The sequence below is a fragment of the Microbacterium sp. STRO-2N genome (genome assembly GCF_057747775.1).
Genome location: NZ_CM173223.1, coordinates 832,393 through 851,580, shown reverse-complemented (window position 1 = coordinate 851,580; position 19,188 = coordinate 832,393). Strand labels below are relative to the sequence as shown.

The following is a 19,188-nucleotide window of genomic DNA, read 5'->3' as shown; positions in this document are numbered from 1 at the left end:
GCTCGGAGGGAGCGCTCATGAGATTCCGGCCGTTGCGTTCGGCGCCGGCGCCCGCCGCAGACGGCATCACCGTGCCCGACGCGCCGTCCGCCATGCGGGCCATGGTGCTCGACGGCCCGGGTGATCCCGACGCGCTGCGCGCGGCATCCGTTCCCGTCCCCTCCCCCGTGCTGAGCGAGCTGCTCGTGCGCGTGATCGCGGCGGGCGTCAACCCGATCGACGCGAAGACCCGCTCGGGCGCCGGCGTCTCGGGCGCCATCGGCGCGTATCCTGCGACGCTCGGCTACGACTTCAGCGGCATCGTCGTGAAGAGCCCGTACGAGGCGCACCCCTTCCCGCCGGGCACCGCCGTGTTCGGGATGGCGTCGTTCCCCCGATCGGGCGGGACGTACGCCGAGTACGCGGTCGTGCCGTCGCTGTCGGTGGCGCGCAAGCCCGCGTCGCTGTCGCACGTCGAGGCGGCCGGCGTGCCGCTGGCCGCCCTCACCGCGTGGGGGCTCGTCGTCGAGACGGCGCACGCGCACGAGGGCCAGCGGATGCTCATCCACGCCGGAAGCGGCGGAGTCGGCCACTTCGCGGTGCAGCTCGCCGCGTACTTCGGCGCGCACGTGACGGCGACGTCGTCGGGACGCAACGCGCCGTGGCTGCGCGAGCTCGGCGCGGCGGTCGTCATCGACTACACGACGACGCGGTTCGAGGAGGTCGTCGCGGAAGTCGACGTCGTGATCGACCTCGTCGGCGACCTCACCGCCGAGACCGGCACGCGGTCGCTCCGGGTGCTGCGCCCGGGCGGGCTGTACGTCCTCGTGCCGACAGGCGGCTGGCCGGGATACGCCGCCGCGGCCGCCGCGGCGGGTGTGCGCGCCACCTCGTTCAAGGTGATCCCGGACGGCGGAGCGCTCGCCACGATCGCCCGGCTGCTGGACTCCGGTGCGGTGCAGGTCTACGTGGACGCGGTGTTCGACCTGGCCGACGCCGCCGCCGCGCACCGGAGGATCGAAGAGGGACACACCCGCGGCAAGGTCGTGCTGCGGATCAGCGACGACTGACCGCCCCCTCACAGGGGCGCGAGCACACGCCGGCCCTCTGCGACGATCTCGTCGGCGATCGCATCGAGCAGCGGCGAGCGCAGGTTCCACTGCTGCCAGTGCAGCACGACGTCCACGGGGTCGCCGCCGAGCAGCACGAGCTCGCCGCGCTCGATCGCCTCGTGCGACTGGAAGCGCGGCAGCATCGCCCATCCGAAGCCCAGCCGCACCGCGGTGGCGAAATCGTTCGAGGCGGGCACGTAGTGGCGCGGCGGGCGGGCGGGGTCGAGGCCGCGCGAGGCCAGCCACACGTTCTGCAGGTCATCGCGCCGGTCGAAGTCGACCAGCGGCGCGTCGGCGAGCGCCTCGTGCGAGCCGTCTGCGAGCCACCGCTCGACGTATCCCGGTGTCGCGACGGCTTCGTAGCGCATCGCGCCGAGCGTCGAGACGCGGCATCCGGCCACCGGCGCCCCCCGCGAAGTCACCGCCCCCATCACGGTGCCGGATTCGAGCAGCCCCGCGGTGAAGTCCTGGTCATCACGGTGAAGATCGAAGACGACCGGATGCCGCTGCGACAGGTGCGCGAGGGGTTCGAGGAACCACGTGGCCAGCGAGTCCGCGTTGACGGCGAGCGGCACGCTGATGCGCGTGCCCGCAGCCGGGTCGTCACCGAGCTCCACGAGCGTGTCGTGCTCGAGGAGCGCCGCCTGCCGCGCCAGGCGGATCACGGCGGCTCCGGCATCCGTCGCCCGCACCGGCTTGGAGCGCACGAGCACGAGCCGCCCGAGCTGCTCCTCGAGCGCCTTGATGCGCTGGCTCACCGCCGACGGCGTGATGTGCAGGCGGCGCGCAGCCGCATCGAGCGTGCCCTCGTCGACGGCGGCGGCGAGGGTCTCGGCGAGTTCGAATGAGATGCGCATCTTCAGTGTTGCTAATGGTACTGAAGAAGCGTGAGCTGGACTACGGATGTCGCGGCCCGTACCGTCGAAGCGTGATCTCCTCCGTCCTCGCGGGCCTCGGCCTGGGCTTCTCGCTCATCGTCGCGATCGGCGCCCAGAACCTGTTCGTGCTGCGCCAGGGACTGCGCCGTGAGCACGTGCTCGCGGTCGCGGCGATCTGTGCGATCTCGGACGCCGTGCTCATCGTGCTGGGAGTGTCGGGTATCGGGCTCGTGCTGCAGGCCGTGCCCTGGCTCGTCGACGTCGTGCGGTGGGCGGGCGCGGTGTTCCTGGTGGCCTACGGCGTCCTCGCCGCGCGACGGGCGTGGCGGCCCTCCGGCGAGGCGCTCCGGGCGGCAGGTGAGACGGAGGCTGACACGGGTGCGGACGCCGGTGGCGGCCCTCCCCGCACCGCGACCGCCACCGCGACGCGGACACGGCTGCTGCCGGTGATCCTCACGTGCCTCGCGTTGACGTGGCTCAACCCGCACGTGTATCTCGACACGGTGTTCCTGCTCGGCACGGTCGCGAACACGCATGGCGACGCGCGCTGGCTGTTCGCCGCGGGGGCGGTGACCGCGAGCTTCGTGTGGTTCTTCGGCCTCGCGTTCGGCGCGCGGCTGCTCGGACGCTGGCTGTCGACCCCTCGGGCCTGGCGCGTCCTCGACGGCGTCATCGCCGTCGTGATGATCGCGCTCGGCGTCTCGCTCGTCCTCCCCACGGCGGGCTGACGCCGTCGGACGTTCAGCGGTCGATCTGCTCCCTGCGCGCGACGACCAGCGCGCGCACGACATCGTCGGGCAGCGGGTGCTCGGGCTGGAATCGGATCGTCCCCTTGTCGAGGCCGATGCCCGGATGACCCTCGAGAGACCGGGCGACCGCCGAGACGGCCTCCGGACTGAACGGGTAGACGCCGATGTGCTTCTTCGCCCGCATCACCGACAGCAGAGGCTTGCCGCGGTACACGAGTGCCGGCATCCCGTATCCGAGTCCCTGCTCGGCGTCGGGCGCCTCTTCCCGTGCGATCGCGTAGATCCGCTCGATCGAGGGACGATCGGCCGGCTCGAGCCCGGCGAGGAGTTCGTCGACGGTTCCCATGCAAGGCATCCTCGCACCGCCCCTCGCCCACCGCACCCCGGGCACGGCACGATGGAGGGATGAGGCGTGTTCACGTCGTCGTCCGCGGCGAGGTCCAGGGGGTCGGCTACCGCTACACGATGCGCATCGTCGCGCGTGGGGCCGGCGCGTCGGGATGGGTGCGCAACCGCCGCGACGGCACCGTCGAAGCCGAGGTCGAGGGAACGCCCGCACAGGTCGACGAAGTGCTCGCATGGATGGCCGAGGGGCCTCCCGGGTCGCACGTCGAGAGTGCGACGGTGACGGATGCGGCGCCCGCCGGCGACCGCGGCTTCGAGGTGCGCCCGACCGCGTGACGGATCAGTCGTCGAGCGGGTGGAGGATGCGTTCGACGAAGCGGCGCGTGCGCTCGTGCTGCGGCGCCGTGAACAGCTGCTTCGGAGCGCCGCGCTCGACGATCGCCCCGTGGTCGAAGAACAGCACCTCGTCGGCCACCTGCCGCGCGAACCCGAGCTCGTGCGTCACGATGACCATCGTCCAGCCTTCGTCGGCAAGCTCCTTCAGGACGACGAGGACCTCACCCACGAGCTCCGCGTCGAGCGCGCTCGTCGGCTCGTCGAAGAGCAGCAGCTGCGGCCGGAGGGCGAGGGCCCGCACGATGCCGACGCGCTGCTGCTGACCGCCCGACAGCTCGAACGGGTATGCGTCGCGCTTCTCGATCAGGCCGACGCGCTCCAGGAGCGCCTCGGCGTTCGCGACCGCCTCGGCCTTCGGCACGCGATGCGCGTGGACAGGGCCATCGATGACGTTCTGGAGCACCGTGCGGTGCGGGAAGAGGTTGTGGTGCTGGAACACCATCGCCGAACGGTCTCGCAGCGCGGCACGGTCGGTCTTCGACACCCGCGCCGAGAAGTCGACCGTCGGGCCGCCGTCGAACTCGACGGCACCCGAGTCGGGCGTCTCAAGTCCGTTGAGCGAGCGGAGCACGGTGGTCTTGCCCGACCCGCTCGGGCCGATCAGCACCACGACCTCGCCGCGGCGCACCTCGAACTCGACGCCGTCGAGCACGCGGTTGGCGCCGAAGCTCTTGGTGAGCCCGCTCACCCGCAGGAGCGGGCGGTCGTCGGCGGGTGCCGGAGGCGCGAGCGCGTCGTCGTGCGCGGGGTCAATGGGCGACATAGCGGTCGAGCCTCCGTTCGATCGCGCTCTGGCCGGTCGAGAGCACCAGGCAGATCAACCAGTAGATGAGAGCGGCCTCGAGGTAGATGGGCAGCACCTCGAACGAAAACGCCGCGATCTGCTGGGCTTTTCGGAACATCTCGGTGACGAGGATCGTGGACGCGAGCGACGTGTCCTTCACGAGCGAGATGAAGGTGTTCGACAGCGGCGGCACCGACACGCGCGCGGCCTGCGGAAGCACCACGCGGGTCAGCGTCTGCGTGTGCGAATAGCCGACCGTGTGGCCGGCCTCCCATTGTCCCTTCGGCACCGACAGGATCGCGGCGCGCACGATCTCGGCGGCATAGCCGCCGACGTTCAGCGAGAAGGCGATGATCGCCGCCGGCCACGGGTCGATCACGACGCCGACCGACGGCATCCCGAAGAAGATCACGAAGAGCTGCACGAGCAGCGGCGTGCCGCGGATGACCGACACGTAGAAGCGCGCGATATTCGACAGCACCGGGTTGCGCGACAGCCGCAGCAGGGCGACCGCGATCGCGATCACCATGCCGAGCGCGAACGATGCCAGCGCGAGCGGGATCGTGCCGGTGATCGCCGCCAGCAGCAGCGGCCAGAACGACTCGACGAGCAGAGACCAGGTGCTCCCGTCCATGGGCGGTCCTCTCTTGCGACAGACGAAGCCGCCGCCCGCCCACGGTAGGGCGAGCGGCGGCCCGAGGTCTACTGCGCGGTGACGTCGGCGCCGAAGTACTTCTCGCTGATCTCGGCGAGGACGCCCTCCTCGCGCAGCTCGGCGAGCGCACCGTCGATCGCCTCGACGAGCGCCTCCTTGTCCTGGGTCAGGGCGAAGGCGCTGAGGCCCGGCTCGTCGGTCTCGGCGGCGATCTTGAGTCCGGTCGGTCCCTCGGTGTTCTCGTAGTCGAGGAATGTCAGGCTGTCGTTGATCGTCGCGTCGACGCGGCCCTGCTGCAGCAGAGCGACCGCCTGCGCCCATCCCTCGACGGCCTCGACGGTGGCCCCGTTCTCGACGGCCAGCTCGTACCAGTTGCTCGTCAGGGACTGCGCGGTCGTCTTGCCCTCGAGGTCGGCGAAGCTCGTGATCGAGTCGTCGTCCTCGGGCACGACGATCACGCCGGGCGAGACCGTGTACGGCTCGCTGAAGAGGTACTTCTCCTCACGCTCGGGGTTGATCGAGACCTGGTTCGCGATGACGTCGAATCGTCCGGCATCCAGCCCGGCGAAGATCGCGTCCCACTGCGTCTCCTGGAAGACGATCTCGAGACCGAGCTTGTCGGCGACCGCCTCGGCGATCTCGACGTCGAAGCCGACGAGGTCGCCCGACTCGTCGTGGAAGGAGAACGGGCGGTAGGTGCCCTCGGTCGCCACCGTCAGCGTGCCCTCGGCGACGAGGCCCAGGTCGCCCCCTTCGGCGCTCGAGGCCGGGTCGGAAGGTGCACCGCTGCTGCAGGCGGTGAGCGCGAGAGCGGCTGCGGCGGTGAGGACGAGAGCGGTGATGCGGCGCGACATAGATGTTTCCTGTGATGCGGATGCCGCGGTCGGGTGTGACCGCGATGGACATTCCAGTACAACACGGCCCGCTCCACGCGGCCCTCTCGTGTGACGCTCCGTTGCTGCGGCACCCAGAGGGGTGCCGTTCAGCCGGGGAGCCCCGCGGAGAGCTCGGCGAACACCTCGGCGGCGTCTTCGCGCACCGCAAGACGTGCCGCCTGGCCTGCCCACAGCGAGACGAGGTCGCCCTCGCCGCGGCGCCCGGCCTCGGCCCGGAACTGCCCGGTGAGCCAGTTCTGCGCCGGGAACGGCGCGATCACGCCGGCCGTCTCGAGCGTGCGCATGGCGCGATTCGGGATGCCGCGGGCCAGCCGCCCGCTCATCGCCCGGGTGAGCACCGTGTCGGTGTCGGCGGCGCCGGCGATCGCCTGCCGGTGGGCGTCTGTCGCGGCGGACTGCCGCGTGCGCAGGAACGCCGACCCGACCTGAACGCCCGAAGCGCCGAGCGCGAAAGCGGCCGCGACGCCGCGCCGGTCGGCGATGCCGCCGGCCGCGATCACGGGCACCCCCACGGCATCGACCACCTGAGGCACGAGGGCGAACGTGCCGACGAGCGACTGCTCCGCCGGCCGGAGGAACGACACGCGGTGCCCGCCGGCCTCCGCGCCGGTCGCCACGACCGCGTCGACCCCCGCGGCTTCGAGCGCGACGGCTTCCGCGACGGTCGTCGCCGTGCCCACGAGACGGACGCCGCGGCTGCGCGCCGCTTCGACGAGCCGCGGGGAGGGCACACCGAAGACGAGGCTCAGCACGGCGGGCGCGGCATCCAGCACCGCCGTCAGCTGTGCGTCGAGGTCGGGCAGGAACTCCGTCGGCGGCGCCGGAAGCGGCAGGCCCAGCTCATCGAACAGCGGTTTGGCCGCCGCCGTCGCCGGACCCAGGTCGACATCGGCCGGCACGACCTCCTCGCCGGTCGGCAGCCAGAGGTTCACGGCGAACGGACGTGACGTCGCCGAGCGCAGCGCCGCGACGGTGTCGCTGATGCGGTCGGCGGAGTAGCCGTACAGACCGTACGAGCCGAGCCCGCCGGCGTCGCTCACTGCGGCGGTGAGCTCGACCGATGACAGCCCTCCGAACGGGCCGAGCACGATCGGCTCGTCGATTCCGAACAGGTCCTGGAGAGTCGTCACCATGCCCTCGACGCTACTCCCGGCGCGTCGCCCGGCGGGAACGACGAAGGCCCCACCCGAGCGGGTGAGGCCTTCGTACGAAATGCTCGCGAGCGTCAGGCGATCGCGTTGACGTCCAGCGGGATGCCGGGGCCGAACGTGGTCGACACGGCGCCCTTCTGGATGTAGCGGCCCTTCGAGCTCGACGGCTTGAGGCGGACGATCTCCTCGAGCGCGGCCTTGAGGTTCTCGTCGAGCTGCTGCTCCGAGAACGAGGCCTTGCCGACGACGAAGTGCACGTTGGCGTGCTTGTCGACGCGGAACTCGATCTTTCCGCCCTTGATCTCTTCCACGGCCTTGGCCGGGTTCGGCGTCACGGTGCCGGTCTTCGGGTTCGGCATCAGGCCGCGCGGACCCAGAACCTTGCCCAGGCGACCGACCTGGCCCATGAGCTCGGGCGTCGAGACGGCCGCGTCGAACGCGGTCCAGCCGCCGGCGACCTTCTCGATGAGCTCGGCGCCGCCGACCTCGTCGGCGCCGGCGGCGATCGCGGCCTCAGCGGCCGGACCGGTCGCGAACACGATGACGCGCGCGGTCTTGCCGGTGCCGTGCGGGAGGATGACGGTGCCGCGCACCATCTGGTCCGCCTTGCGCGGGTCGACCGAGAGCTTCAGCGCGACCTCGACGGTGGCGTCGAACTTCGCCGACCCGGTCTCCTTCGCGAGGGCGACGGCCTCGGTGGGCGTGTAGAACTTGTCCGCCTCGATCTTGGCGGCAGCAGCCTGGTAGGCCTTGGACTTGGTAGCCATTGTTCCTATCCCCCTCAGTCCTCGACCGTGATGCCCATGGAACGAGCGGTGCCGGCGATGATCGCCGAGGCAGCCTCGATGTCGTTCGCGTTGAGGTCGGGCATCTTCGTCTCCGCGATCTGACGGACCTGGTCCTTCGAGAGCTTGCCGACCTTCGCGGTGTGCGGGGTCTGCGAGCCCTTCTGGACGCCGGCGGCCTTCTTGATGAGCTCAGCGGCCGGCGGGGTCTTCAGGATGAACGTGAAGCTGCGGTCCTCGTAGACGGTGATCTCCACGGGGATGACGTTGCCGCGCTGCGACTCGGTCGCGGCGTTGTACGCCTTGCAGAACTCCATGATGTTGACGCCATGCTGACCGAGCGCGGGGCCGATCGGCGGCGCCGGGTTGGCGGCGCCGGCGTTGATCTGGAGCTTGATCAGGCCGGTCACCTTCTTCTTCGGTGCCATTCTTCTTCCTTTCATCGAACAGCGGATGCCGGAGCACCCTGTTCTCCCGCGAATCCGGCCGTTCCGGAACGCGGTGTCGATCGCGCGCTCAGAGCGCGCGCAAACCTGTAGATCTTACCAGGTCAAAGCTTGGTGACCTGATCGAAGCTCAGCTCGACCGGAGTCTCGCGCTCGAAGAGCGAGACGAGGACCGTGAGCTTGCCGCTCTCGGGCTTGATCTCGCTGATCGTGCCGGGCAGGCCCGCGAACGAGCCCTCCTTGATCGTGATCGTCTCGCCGACCTCGAAGTCGACCTCGGCCGGGATGACGCGGGCCGTGGCGGCTCCGGCCTTCTTGGCTGCGCCGCCCTTGGCGGTGGCGACCTCCTTGACCTCGACGAGGCTCTTCAGCATGTTGAAGGCCTCTTCGAAGCGCAGCGGCGTCGGGTTGTGCGCGTTGCCCACGAAGCCGGTGACGCCCGGCGTGTGGCGCACGACCGACCAGGTGTCTTCGTTGAGCTCCATGCGCACGAGCACGTAGCCGGGGATGCGGACGCGCGTGACCATCTTGCGCTGCCCGTTCTTGATCTCGACGACGTCCTCCATCGGGACCTCGATCTGGTAGATCTCCTCCTCGACCTCGAGCGTCGACTTGCGCTGCTCGATGTTGGCCTTCACCTTGCGCTCGAAGCCGGCGTACGAGTGGATGACGTACCACTTGCCGGGGAGCGAGCGGAGCTCGGCGCGGAAGGACTCGTAGGGGTCCTCGTCGTCCTCGGAGTCGTCGTCGGCGTCAGCCGGCTCGTCCTCGTCGCCGTTCACGTCGGGGCCGTCGTACGGGGTCACCTCTTCGGCGGCCTCGGCTTCGCGTTCGGCCACCTCCTCCGCGATGGAGTCGTTGATGACCTCGGCCGCAGCCTCGGTCTCGGCCGTCTCGTCGAGATTGAGCGCGTCGTTCACGATCGCATCCGCCTCCGGGTCGTCGATATCGATGTCGTCCACGTCGGCGTCGTCCTCGTCGTTGTCATCGACGATGTGGATCGCGACGTGCTCCGCGGCCTCCACCGACCGCTCCTCCGCCGCGAGGACGTTGCCTTCCTGCGCCTCGTCGTCCTCCGAGGACTGCTCGGCTGCCGTCGCCCAGTCGGCGTCGTCGACATATCTTTCAGTCACGTTGAGTTCTTCTCTTCCGTTCGTCCGCGGCGACCTGAGGTCCGCCCGGGTCACGCTCCTCGTGTCACACGGGAGGGGTCGGCGTTCAGGCGCCCGGCACTCCGAACACGTACGACGTGATCCACACGAACAGCACGTCCAGGCCGTAGACGAGGGCCATCATGACGACGACGAACCCGAGCACCACTGCCGTGTACTTCAGCAGCTCCTGGCGCGTCGGTGTGACGACCTTGCGGAGCTCGGCGAAGACCTGACGGATGAACAGGGCGATGCGCGCGAAAACGTTCGGCTTCTTCTCGCGGGGTGCGGTCGCTCCCCCCGCGGGGACGACCTCGCCCTTCGGCTCGTCCTGAACCATCGATGCCACCTGATTACCTTCCGTGGGCCGACGGGAGTCGGCACACTGTTGTCAACCACCGGAGACGGTGCGCCGGTGTTGCGCTGACGCGCAGGGCGGACAGGAATCGAACCTGCAACCTGCGGTTTTGGAGACCGCTGCTCTGCCAATTGAGCTACCGCCCTAGAGACCCGGAGGTCTCTGAAACCCGCACTCTTCCCCTGACACCTGAGCGAGAGGGGCCCCGATCCGCTGGTCGTGAACCGGCGGGCACGGCGAAAGAATGCAGACTTCAACTGCACATCCAGTGTACGGCATGCCCGCTGGGGCCGCGAACCCGCCTAGCATGCCGGCATGGTCATCGCGCAGTCGCTCCTCGACCAGCTGTGGGACTTCTCAGACCCCGCCGGCTCCGAGGAGCGGCTGCGGGAGGCGGCGGGCGAACAGACGGTCCCCACGGCCCGCGCCGAGCTCGACACCCAGGTCGCGCGGGCGCTCGGCCTGCAGGAGCGCTTCGCCGAGGCGCACGCGATCCTCGACGGCATCGACGTCTCGGACGACGTCGTCGCGGCGCGTGCCGCGCTCGAGAGGGGTCGGCTGCACAACTCCGCGGGCGGCCCCGAGCGCGCCGTCCCGTACTTCCTGGCGGCGGCGGACGCGGCATCCGCTGCCGGCCACGTGTTCCTCCGGGTCGACGCGCTGCACATGCTCGCGATCGCCGAGCCCGACCAAGCCCAGGAGTGGACCGCGGCGGCGCTCGAGGTGCTCGAGGGCGTCGACGACGCGCGCACGCTGCGGTGGCGCGTGTCGCTGCTCAGCAACGCCGGCTGGGCGCACGTCGACGCCGGTCGCTTCGCCGAGGCGCTCACCTCGTTCGAGCGGTCACGGGATGCCGCGACCCGCTGGGGCACGCCGCAGCAGGTCGTCTGGGCCGACGAGGCGATCGCCGAGGCCCGCGCGAAGCTCTGACGCGGGCGGGTCCGACACGAAACGAGGAGAACTCGCGAGCAGAGGACGGATGCCGCGAGGGCGTCCTCGTTTCGCGAGTTCTCCTCGTTCGACCGCTAACCGGCGATGCGGATGAGCTTCTTGTTCACGAACTCGTCGGCCGCGAGCAGCCCCATCTCGCGCGAGGTGCCGGAGCGCTTCACGCCGCCGAAGGGCAGCTCGGGCGAGTCGGCGAGCACGATGTTGACGTAGACCATGCCGGCGTCGATCTTGTTCGCGATGCGCTCGGCCTGCTCCGGATCCGTCGTGTACACGTACGAACCGAGGCCGTAGCTCGTGTCGTTCGCGATCTTCACGGCCTCGTCCTCGTCGGCGGCCTTGTAGACCACCCCGGCCGGACCGAAGAGCTCCTCGCGGTACACGTCCATCTCGGGCGTGACGTCGGTGAGCACCGTCGGCTCGTAGAACGCGCCGTCACGCGTGCCGCCGGCCACGAGCTTCGCGCCCTGCGCGACCGCGCGGTCGACCTGCTCCTGCAGGCGCTCCGCCGCCGCGAGAGACGACAGCGGGCCGAGCACGGTGTCGTCGGCGAAGGGGTCGCCCATCTTGGACGCGGTCATCGCCTCGGTGAACTTCTCGAGGAACGCGTCGTACAGGCCCTCCTGCACGATGAAGCGCTTGGGCGCGTTGCAGGACTGGCCGTTGTTGTCCATGCGGGCTTCGACCGCGGCCGCGACCGTGGCATCGAGGTCGTCGGTCGACAGCACGATGAACGGGTCCGAGCCGCCGAGCTCGAGTGCGACCTTCTTGAGGTTCTGGCCGGCGAGCGCCGCGACGGCGGAACCCGCCCGCTCCGAACCCGTCACCGACACTCCCTGCACGCGCCGGTCGGCGATGATCGTCGCCGCCTGGTCGTTGCTCGCGTAGACGTTGGTGTAGACGCCGTCGCCGAGTCCGGCATCCGCGTACATCTTCTCGATGGCCGCCGCCGACTCGGGGCACTGCGGGGCGTGCTTGAGCAGGATCGTGTTGCCGACCACGATGTTCGGCGCCGCGAAGCGGGCGACCTGGTAGTACGGGAAGTTCCACGGCATGATGCCGAGCAGCACGCCCAGCGGCGAGCGGCGGATGACCGCGGTGCCCTCCCCCTGGATCTCGATGGGCTGGTCGGCAGTGACCTTCTCGGCATTGTCGGCGTAGTACTCGGTGATGTCGGCGGCGAAGTCGACCTCGGCCACCGCGGCCGACAGCGGCTTGCCCATCTCCCGCACGATGATCGCGGCGAGCTCGTCGCGGCGCTCGCGGTGCAGCTCCGCAACCTTGCGGATGCGCGCCGCGCGCTCGGCGACCGGAGTGTCGCGCCACGAGCGGTAGGCGGCATCCGCCTGCGCGATCGCGGCCTCGAGGGCATCGTCGGTGATGGTCGGATACGTGGCCAGGGTCTCGCCCGTGGCCGGGTTGACGACGGCGTAGTCGCTCATATCAGTTGTCTCCGATCGGGTGGGTGTTATCAGTCTGCCGCGACGCGGCGCGTGCGTCGAAGGCTTTCGGGAGCTTCGAGACCGAGTGTCTCGCCGCGGAAGAAGGCCGGACGCTTGATCGCCTGCCAGATCATGATCGCGACGCCGGCGAGGATCACGGTGACGCCGAGGATGAACACGAGGCCGACGCCGGCGATGTTGGAGCCGCTGCCGTAGTCCGGGTCCATGCTGTCGACGAGCGTGATGACGAACAGCACCGCGAGGATGCCGCCGCCGACCAGCGGGAACAGGAACGCGAAGAAGAACGATCGTGCCGAGTCGAACCACTGCTTGCGGAAGTACCACACGCACGCGAACGCGGTGAGCCCGTAATAGAAGCAGATCATCATGCCGAGCGCGGTGATGGTGTCCCACAGCACGTTCTCGCTGACGAAGCGCATCACGGCGTAGAAGACGCTCGCCACGACCGCCGAGACGATGGTCGCGAAACCCGGCGTGAAGAAGCGCGGGCTCACGCGGGCGAACCGCTCTGGCAGGGCCCGGTAGTGCCCCATCGCGAGCAGGGTCCGTGCCGGGCCGACGGCGGTGGACTGAAGCGAGGCCGCGGAGCTCGTGAGCACGGCGAGCGAGACCAGGAACGCGAGCGGCCCGAGGATCGGATCGGACAGGTAGAAGAACACGTTGCCCTGGATGTCGGGGTTCCCGAGTCCCAGCTCGCCTTCGCCGACGCCCGCGAACGACAACAGCGCCATCGAGAGGAGCAGGTAGAGCCCCGCGACGATCAGCACCGTCACGGTGGCTGCGCGCCCCGGCGTCTTGCGGGGGTTGCGCGTCTCCTCGTTCATGGTGAGGACGACATCCCAGCCCCAGAAGATGAAGATCGACAGCGACAGGCCCGCGACCACGGCTCCGAAGTCGCCGACCGCGAAGGGGTTGAACCACGACAGCTCGACGGGGCTCGCGTCGAAAGCGGTGCCGTTCGCCACGTGCACGAACGCGGCGACGAGGAAGATGACGAGCACGACGACCTGGAAGCCGACCAGCACGTACTGCAGCTTCTGCGTCGTCTGCAGGTCGCGGTACGACACGATCGTCGCGCCGAGCATGAACAGCAGGCACACGCCGACGTTGATGAACGGGTTGAACGCGAGCTCGGCTATCCATCCCGGGCTTCCGGCGAGCTGGTCGATCAGCAGGAACAGGAACTCGACCGCGATGCCGGCGAGGTTCGACAGCACCAGGACCGTCGCCGCGACGAGACCCCAGCCCGCCATCCACCCGATCCACGGCCCGAAGGCGCGCGTGGCCCACGTGAACGACGTACCCGAGTCGGGCATGCGCGTGTTCAGCTCGCGATAGCCGAACGCGACCAGCAGCATCGGGAGGAACCCGACGATGATGATCGCCGGAACCTGGAATCCGACCTCCGACACGGTCGGGCCGAGTGACGCCGTCAGGGTATACGCGGGGGCGATCGTCGAGATGCCGATCACGACGGCGCCGACGAGGCCGACCGTGCCGGCGCTCAGGCCCTTCTTCGAGATGCCGCCGGCTTCGGCGCCGGCGGTGGGGGCGAGTGGAGTCTCCACTCCGTGCTGGGCGCTCATCGTCGCGCTCCGTTCTTGCTGTCGTGGTCGCGCGTGCGGGGCACGACGACCATGGGGACGGGAAGCTCGTGCAGCATCTTCGCCGCGGTCGAGCCGAGGAACAGTCGCCGGGGCTGAGCGAGCCTGCTCGATCCGACGACGGCGAGCTCGCCCGGCTCCCAGCCGAGGTGCGAGACGGCGTCCTCGATGCTCTCGCCGCGCGCGACCACGACGTCGGCGTCGATGCCCTCGGGCAGCGCCGTGAGCGCCTTGCCGAGCACGTCGTCGGCATGGGCGGCACCCGCGATGCGGATCACGCCCGTGTCGACGCTCGCCGGGAGGTCGACCGACACGAGCGACAGCAACCGCAGTCCGGCCCCCGCCGACGCCGCGAGCGCGACGCTCTCGTGGAGCAGCGCATCGGCGCCGGGCCGCGTGCCGATCGCCGCCGTCACGCGGCTGATGCCCGTGCCCGGGTCGACGCGTCGCGATCCCTCCGGCGCGAGCACGACCGGGACGTCCGACGAGTGCAGCAGCTCGGTCGCGACGGTGCCGAGGCGGTGACGTCCGCGCCGGCCGCCGTTCGCCGCTCCGACCACGATGTGCGACGCGCCGAGGTCGTCGGCCGTGCTCACCAGGCCTTCCGCGAATGACTCGCCGTACCGCACGTGCGTGGCGACCGTGACGGATGCCGGGACGGCGGCCGCGGCATCCTTCAGCCATTCCTGGGCCTGCTGCTGCAGGTAGCGGTCGTAGCCGGCGTCAGGGGGCGTGATCACGCTGCGCTCCTCGCCGGGGAGCACGACCACGAGGTCGAGCGACGCCGCCGTGGCCGCAGCCAGGCGGGCGCCCAGTGCGACGGCGTCGGCGCCCGCGTCGGTGGCCGTGTATCCCACCACGATCCGCGCGCTCATCGGCCGGCCGCCTCGAGGATGTTCGCCGCGACGAGGCGGCCCATGCGGATCGCGCCGTCGACGTGCTGGTAGCCGACACCCGCCATGTCGCTGCACGCGAAGTGGATCGGGCCGACAGGAGTGCGCAGGTCGGCGCCGTAGCGCGCGAGACCGCCGAGGTCGAAGCTCGCGGCGTAGGCGCCTCGCGTCCACTCCTCGGCCCCCCAGTCGCTCTCGAAGTACACGAGCGGGTTCTTCGCGTCGGGGCCGTAGTAGTGCGACAGCGACTCCAGGATGCGCTGCTTGCGCTCCTCCGCCGACACGCGGAACAGGTCGTCGGCGTTGCGGTCCGAGACGAATCCCACGAGCGTTCCGCGCTCGTCGCCGTGGTTGGTGTTGTCGTACGCCTCGTGGCAGATCTCGTACGGGCTGAAGGCCGTGGCCGACAGACCCTGCTCACGCCAGAACGGCCGGTCGTAGACGGCGTGCACCTTGATCACGAAGCCCATCGAGATGTGCTGGTGCATCTGCTGCTTGAGGCGCGGCAGCGGCGGCGTGAACTCGATCCACGGGTACAGGATCGGCGCGTGCGCGAGCACGACGTACCGCGCGCGCACCTCGAGGCCCTTGTCGGTGACGACGCGCACGCCGTCGTCCGACCGGTGCACCTCGTTGACCGGCTGCCCGAGCAGGATGTCGTCGCCGAGGCGCTCCGCGAGCAGCAGCGGCACCTGCTGAAGGCCGCCCACGACGCGCTCGTCGAGGATGAAGTCCGCGTCGACGAGGTGCGAGAAGCTGCCGGCACTCGCCGCCATGAGGAGCGCCTGCAGCGTCGAGAACGCGTACGCGGGCTTGGTGAGCATCGCGCCCGCGATGAAGAGGGCGATGTTGTCGCGCGCCTCCTGGTCGTCGGTCTGCTCCTCGAGCCACGCCTCGAACGACACCCGGTCGAGCTCCTCGGCCTCGGGGTGCTCCCACGGCCGGTCGGGATCGACCTCGGCCACCATGCGGTCGAGCAGCTCGATGAGCCGCACGATCTCCTTCTCGGTGCCGGGGGCCACCGGGAAGATCTCGCCGGTGAAGCGCTTGAGCTCGCCGTCCTTGCCGATGTACACCGAGTCGCCCTCGCGGTAGCGGCGGTACGTCTCGAGCCCGAGCTCGGCGAGCGTCTCCTTCAGGGCGTCCTGGTCGGGCGAGACCCACTGCCCGCCGATCTCGAGCATCGCCCCGTCGACGACGTCGGTCCACAGGCGCCCGCCGACACGGTCGCGGGCTTCGAGCACGACGACCGACAGGCCGGCCTTCCTCAGCTCGTTGGCGGCGGTGAGGCCGGCGGCGCCGGCTCCGACGATCACGACGTCGCGGGTCAGCTCGGTCATTCGGACTCCTTCGTCAGGCGTGAGCGCTGCATCGAGCGCGCAAGGTGCGGGGCTGCGGCATCCATGTCCCGATTCCGGTCACATGCGCCGCCCCTATCGACTGAGATCGGGACATGGCGGCGAGAAACCGGGACACGGATGCCGGGGGATCGGGATGCCGCGTGGATCAGGACACGGCGAGCGCGGCGGCGACGACGTCGAGGCCCTCGTGGAGCAGGTCGTCGCCGATCGACAGCGGGGGCAGGAAGCGGATCACGTTCCCGTACGTGCCGCACGTGAGCACGATGACGCCCTGGGCGATGCATGCCTTCGCGACCGCGGCGGTGAGCGCGGCATCCGGCTCCCCCGTCGCGGGGTCGACGAACTCGGCGGCGACCATCGCGCCGTGGCCGCGCACGTCGCCCACGCGCGGATCGGCGGCCTGCAGCGCGCCGAGGCGGTCCTTGAGGATGACTCCGATCTCTCGCGCGCGCTCCACCATCCCGTCGTGCTCGAACACGTCGATCGCGGCGAGCGCCGCGGCGCAGGCGATGGGGTTGCCGCCATAGGTGCCGCCGAGTCCACCCGCGTGCGCGGCATCCATGATCTCGGCTCGGCCGGTGACCGCCGCGAGCGGCAGGCCGCCCGCGATGCCCTTGGCCGTCGTGATGAGGTCGGGCACGATGCCGAACAGCTCGCTCGCGAACATCTCGCCGGTGCGCGCGAAGCCGGTCTGGATCTCGTCGGCGATGAAGACCACGTCGTTCGCGCGGCACCACTCCACGATCTCGGGAAGGAAGCCGTCGGCGGGGACGATGAAGCCGCCCTCGCCCTGGATCGGCTCGATGATGACGGCGGCGAGGTTGTCGGCGCCGACCTGCTTCTCGATGACCGAGATGGCCTTCTTCGCGGCGCTGACGCCGTCGAGGCCGTCGCGGAAGGGGTACGAGAGCGGCGCGCGGTAGATCTCCGACGCGAACGGGCCGAACCCGTGCTTGTACGGCATCGACTTGGCCGTGAGCGCCATCGTGAGGTTCGTGCGGCCGTGGTAGCCGTGGTCGAACGCGACGACGGCGGACTTGCCGGTGTGCTTGCGCGCGATCTTGACGGCGTTCTCGACCGCCTCGGCGCCCGAGTTGAACAGCGCGCTCTTCTTGGCATGGTCGCCCGGCGTGATGCGGTTGAGGGCCTCGGCCACGGCGACGTACGACTCGTACGGCGCGATCATGAAGCACGTGTGGGTGAACTGGGCGACCTGTTCCTGCACCGCCGCGACGACCTTCGGGTGCGCGTTGCCGATCGTGGTGACCGCGATGCCCGAGCCGAGGTCGATGAGGGAGTTGCCGTCGGCGTCGACGACGACGCCGCCACCGGCGGCCACGGCCTGGACCGGCGCGGTGTGGCCGACCCCCGCAGCGACGGCGTCGGCCTTGCGGTCGAGCAGCTCCTGCGAGCGCGGACCCGGGATGCTGGTGACGAGACGCCGCTCCTGCGGAAGGGTCGGTCCGCCCAAGGGGACGTCGACCTGCGACGATGCGATCTGCGTGTCGGCTGCGCTGCTCATGGCGGCGAGCGTATGCGGCGCCGGGAGACGCTCGCACCTTCCCCGCTGTACATTCTCTATAGCTCGCTATACAACCCGTACACCGGAGGACGATGGACGCCGACGCCGACGCCCCGACCCTGCGGGCCCTGCTCGCCCGTCGCGACCTGGGCCTGACGCTCGCGGACGCGCCGTCGCTCGAGCCCGGCGCACTCGACCGCTCGATCCGGTGGGTGCACAGCTCGGACCTGTCCGACCCGACGCCGTTCCTGTCGGAGGGGCTCGTGCTGCTCACGACGGGCACGCAGTTCCCGACTCCCGAGGCATCGGACGCCGACGACCCCGAGCCGTATCGCGCGTACGTGCATCGGCTTGCGGCGCGGGGCGTCGTCGGTCTCGGCTTCGGCACCGAGGTGGCGCGCGCCGGCATGCCGCCCGCGCTCGTCGACGCCTGTCGCGACGAGCGGATGCCGCTCTTCGAGGTGCCCTACCGCACACCGTTCATCGCGGTCGCGCGCGCGAACGCCGAGGCGATCGCCGCCCAGGCGTACGCGCGTCGCAGCTGGGCGCTCGCCGCGCAGCGGGCGATCGCGCTCGCGGCCCTGCGCCCCGACGGACTCGGTGCCACCGTCGCCGAGCTCGCGAAGCAGCTCGACACGTGGGTGGGGATGTTCGACGCGGCCGGCGAGCTCTCGCGCGAGCACCCGGCGGCAGGGCTCGACGCCGAGACCGCGGCGGACCTCCGGCGCGAGGTCACCGGCGTGCTGCATCGCGGCGCTCGGGCGGGATCGTCGCTGCGGATCGGCGACACGCCGTTCACGCTGCAGACCCTCGGCCGGGGCGGCCGTCTGCGCGGCGTGATCGCGATCGCCGCCGGCGACCTCGACCAGGAGGGACGCGTCGTCGTGACCGCGGTGATCGCGATGGCCGGACTCGCGCTCGAGCAGCAGCAGGGCCTCAGCCGCGCGCGCGGCGCCCTGCGCGCAGGTCTCGTGCAGTCCCTGCTCGCCGGCGATCCTGCGCTGGCCCGCCGCATCTCGCGCGACCTGTGGGGGCCTCTGCCGTCCGCCCCGGTCGTCGTGGGGCTCACGGACGCCTCGGCCGCGCGCGTCGAGGGCATCGCCGAGCTTCTCGAGCTCCGGGCCGAGGAGACCCGGGGCGGCCTGTTCTTCGGCCGCACCGACGACGGACTGGTGCTCGTGACTCCCGCGGCAGACGGCGCGACCGTGCAGGAGCTCGTCGAGCGCTTCGACGTCCGCGTGGGGCTGTCGAACCCGACGGGCTACGACGGCTTCGCGGCCGCCCTGGGCGAGGCGCGCGTGGCGCGCGACCGCGGCACCGCCGCGATCACGGCGTTCGCCGACGTGTCGCGCAGTGGCGTGCTGTCGGCCCTGACCGACGACGCGCGCGCCCTCGCCCGCGCCGAGCTCGCGCCGCTGTCCGATCACGACGCCGTCCACGGCACGACCCTCGTCGAGACGCTGCGGGTGTGGCTCGACGAGGACTGCTCGCACGAGGCGACCGCCCGCGCCCTCGGTGTGCACCGGCATACCGTGCGCACCAGACTCGCCCTGATCGAGCGCGTCCTCGGCCGCGACCTCGCGTCCTTCGCCACGCGCGCCGAGCTGTGGGCGGCGCTGCGGGCCCTCGACTCCTGACGGATGCATCGCCGACACGCGAGGTTCGCGACAGATCGCCGGGCTGCGAGGCCCACCTGACACGCGAGGATGGAC

General features: G+C 70.6%; 20 protein-coding genes and 1 tRNA gene. 5 read left to right on the top strand and 16 right to left on the bottom strand.

What is annotated here, in order from left to right; translation table 11 throughout:
• Positions 1–17 precede the first annotated feature (17 nt).
• Positions 18–1,049: an NADP-dependent oxidoreductase gene (locus AC3ANN_RS03730; protein ID WP_488339662.1), complete on the top strand. Its 1,032-nt coding sequence runs from the start codon at positions 18–20 to the stop codon at positions 1,047–1,049.
• 8 nt (positions 1,050–1,057) lie between these two features.
• Here the strand turns inward: AC3ANN_RS03730 and AC3ANN_RS03725 are convergent, their stop codons facing one another.
• The gene (locus AC3ANN_RS03725; RefSeq protein WP_488339661.1) at positions 1,058–1,948 is read right to left on the bottom strand and encodes a LysR family transcriptional regulator ArgP; all 891 of its coding nucleotides are present in this window, start codon (positions 1,946–1,948) and stop codon (positions 1,058–1,060) included.
• Positions 1,949–2,022: 74 nt separating this feature from the next.
• On the opposite strand from AC3ANN_RS03725, the gene lysE reads away from it, so the two are divergent.
• Positions 2,023–2,697 (top strand): L-lysine exporter, encoded by a 675-nt coding sequence (lysE, locus tag AC3ANN_RS03720; protein WP_488340905.1) that lies wholly within the window; start codon positions 2,023–2,025, stop codon positions 2,695–2,697.
• A 13-nt stretch (positions 2,698–2,710) separates the two neighbouring features.
• On the opposite strand, the gene AC3ANN_RS03715 is transcribed toward lysE, so the two are convergent.
• Positions 2,711–3,064: an iron chaperone gene (locus AC3ANN_RS03715; protein WP_488339660.1), complete on the bottom strand. Its 354-nt coding sequence runs from the start codon at positions 3,062–3,064 to the stop codon at positions 2,711–2,713.
• A 59-nt stretch (positions 3,065–3,123) separates the two neighbouring features.
• On the opposite strand from AC3ANN_RS03715, the gene AC3ANN_RS03710 reads away from it, so the two are divergent.
• Complete coding sequence (locus AC3ANN_RS03710; RefSeq protein ID WP_488339659.1) at positions 3,124–3,399, top strand: acylphosphatase; 276 nt, start codon at positions 3,124–3,126, stop codon at positions 3,397–3,399.
• Positions 3,400–3,403: 4 nt separating this feature from the next.
• Here AC3ANN_RS03710 and AC3ANN_RS03705 read toward each other — a convergent pair whose 3' ends face one another.
• The 9 genes from AC3ANN_RS03705 to AC3ANN_RS03665 all read right to left on the bottom strand — a co-directional run bounded on the left by AC3ANN_RS03705 (position 3,404) and on the right by AC3ANN_RS03665 (position 9,831).
• On the bottom strand, positions 3,404–4,222 hold the full coding sequence (locus AC3ANN_RS03705) for an amino acid ABC transporter ATP-binding protein (RefSeq protein ID WP_488339658.1): 819 nt from the start codon (positions 4,220–4,222) through the stop codon (positions 3,404–3,406).
• Positions 4,209–4,877, bottom strand: a complete 669-nt coding sequence (locus AC3ANN_RS03700) for an amino acid ABC transporter permease (RefSeq protein WP_488339657.1) — start codon at positions 4,875–4,877, stop codon at positions 4,209–4,211. The genes AC3ANN_RS03705 and AC3ANN_RS03700 overlap by 14 nt, the downstream gene beginning before the upstream one ends.
• A gap of 68 nt (positions 4,878–4,945) precedes the next feature.
• A complete protein-coding gene (locus AC3ANN_RS03695) occupies positions 4,946–5,752 on the bottom strand; it encodes an amino acid ABC transporter substrate-binding protein (RefSeq protein ID WP_488339656.1) in 807 nt (268 codons plus the stop codon).
• 128 nt (positions 5,753–5,880) lie between these two features.
• Entirely contained in the window at positions 5,881–6,927 is a 1,047-nt protein-coding gene (locus AC3ANN_RS03690) for an NAD(P)H-dependent flavin oxidoreductase (protein ID WP_488339655.1), read from the bottom strand.
• 92 nt (positions 6,928–7,019) lie between these two features.
• Complete coding sequence (gene rplA / locus AC3ANN_RS03685; RefSeq protein WP_488339654.1) at positions 7,020–7,712, bottom strand: 50S ribosomal protein L1; 693 nt, start codon at positions 7,710–7,712, stop codon at positions 7,020–7,022.
• Between the two features lie 14 nt (positions 7,713–7,726).
• A complete protein-coding gene (gene rplK, locus AC3ANN_RS03680; protein WP_488339653.1) occupies positions 7,727–8,158 on the bottom strand; it encodes a 50S ribosomal protein L11 in 432 nt (143 codons plus the stop codon).
• A 122-nt stretch (positions 8,159–8,280) separates the two neighbouring features.
• Positions 8,281–9,309, bottom strand: coding sequence for a transcription termination/antitermination protein NusG (gene nusG / locus AC3ANN_RS03675; RefSeq protein ID WP_488339652.1), 1,029 nt, complete (start codon positions 9,307–9,309; stop codon positions 8,281–8,283).
• Positions 9,310–9,394: 85 nt separating this feature from the next.
• Positions 9,395–9,667: a preprotein translocase subunit SecE gene (gene secE / locus AC3ANN_RS03670; RefSeq protein WP_488340904.1), complete on the bottom strand. Its 273-nt coding sequence runs from the start codon at positions 9,665–9,667 to the stop codon at positions 9,395–9,397.
• Between the two features lie 91 nt (positions 9,668–9,758).
• Positions 9,759–9,831 (bottom strand) — tRNA-Trp (locus tag AC3ANN_RS03665).
• Positions 9,832–10,000: 169 nt separating this feature from the next.
• Between AC3ANN_RS03665 and AC3ANN_RS03660 the strand changes: the two genes are divergently transcribed.
• Positions 10,001–10,615, top strand: a complete 615-nt coding sequence (locus AC3ANN_RS03660) for a hypothetical protein (protein ID WP_488339651.1) — start codon at positions 10,001–10,003, stop codon at positions 10,613–10,615.
• A gap of 95 nt (positions 10,616–10,710) precedes the next feature.
• On the opposite strand, the gene AC3ANN_RS03655 is transcribed toward AC3ANN_RS03660, so the two are convergent.
• From AC3ANN_RS03655 to gabT, 5 genes are all read right to left on the bottom strand, one after another.
• Complete coding sequence (locus tag AC3ANN_RS03655) at positions 10,711–12,075, bottom strand: NAD-dependent succinate-semialdehyde dehydrogenase (RefSeq protein WP_488339650.1); 1,365 nt, start codon at positions 12,073–12,075, stop codon at positions 10,711–10,713.
• A 29-nt stretch (positions 12,076–12,104) separates the two neighbouring features.
• The gene (locus AC3ANN_RS03650) at positions 12,105–13,682 is read right to left on the bottom strand and encodes an APC family permease (RefSeq protein WP_488339649.1); all 1,578 of its coding nucleotides are present in this window, start codon (positions 13,680–13,682) and stop codon (positions 12,105–12,107) included.
• The gene (locus tag AC3ANN_RS03645; protein WP_488339648.1) at positions 13,679–14,575 is read right to left on the bottom strand and encodes a universal stress protein; all 897 of its coding nucleotides are present in this window, start codon (positions 14,573–14,575) and stop codon (positions 13,679–13,681) included. Before AC3ANN_RS03645 ends, AC3ANN_RS03650 begins: the two co-directional genes overlap by 4 nt.
• Complete coding sequence (locus tag AC3ANN_RS03640; protein ID WP_488339647.1) at positions 14,572–15,933, bottom strand: flavin monoamine oxidase family protein; 1,362 nt, start codon at positions 15,931–15,933, stop codon at positions 14,572–14,574. The genes AC3ANN_RS03645 and AC3ANN_RS03640 overlap by 4 nt, the downstream gene beginning before the upstream one ends.
• Before the next feature lie 166 nt (positions 15,934–16,099).
• Positions 16,100–17,476: a 4-aminobutyrate--2-oxoglutarate transaminase gene (gene gabT, locus AC3ANN_RS03635; protein WP_488339646.1), complete on the bottom strand. Its 1,377-nt coding sequence runs from the start codon at positions 17,474–17,476 to the stop codon at positions 16,100–16,102.
• 92 nt (positions 17,477–17,568) lie between these two features.
• On the opposite strand from gabT, the gene AC3ANN_RS03630 reads away from it, so the two are divergent.
• The gene (locus AC3ANN_RS03630; protein WP_488339645.1) at positions 17,569–19,113 is read left to right on the top strand and encodes a PucR family transcriptional regulator; all 1,545 of its coding nucleotides are present in this window, start codon (positions 17,569–17,571) and stop codon (positions 19,111–19,113) included.
• Positions 19,114–19,188 lie beyond the last annotated feature (75 nt).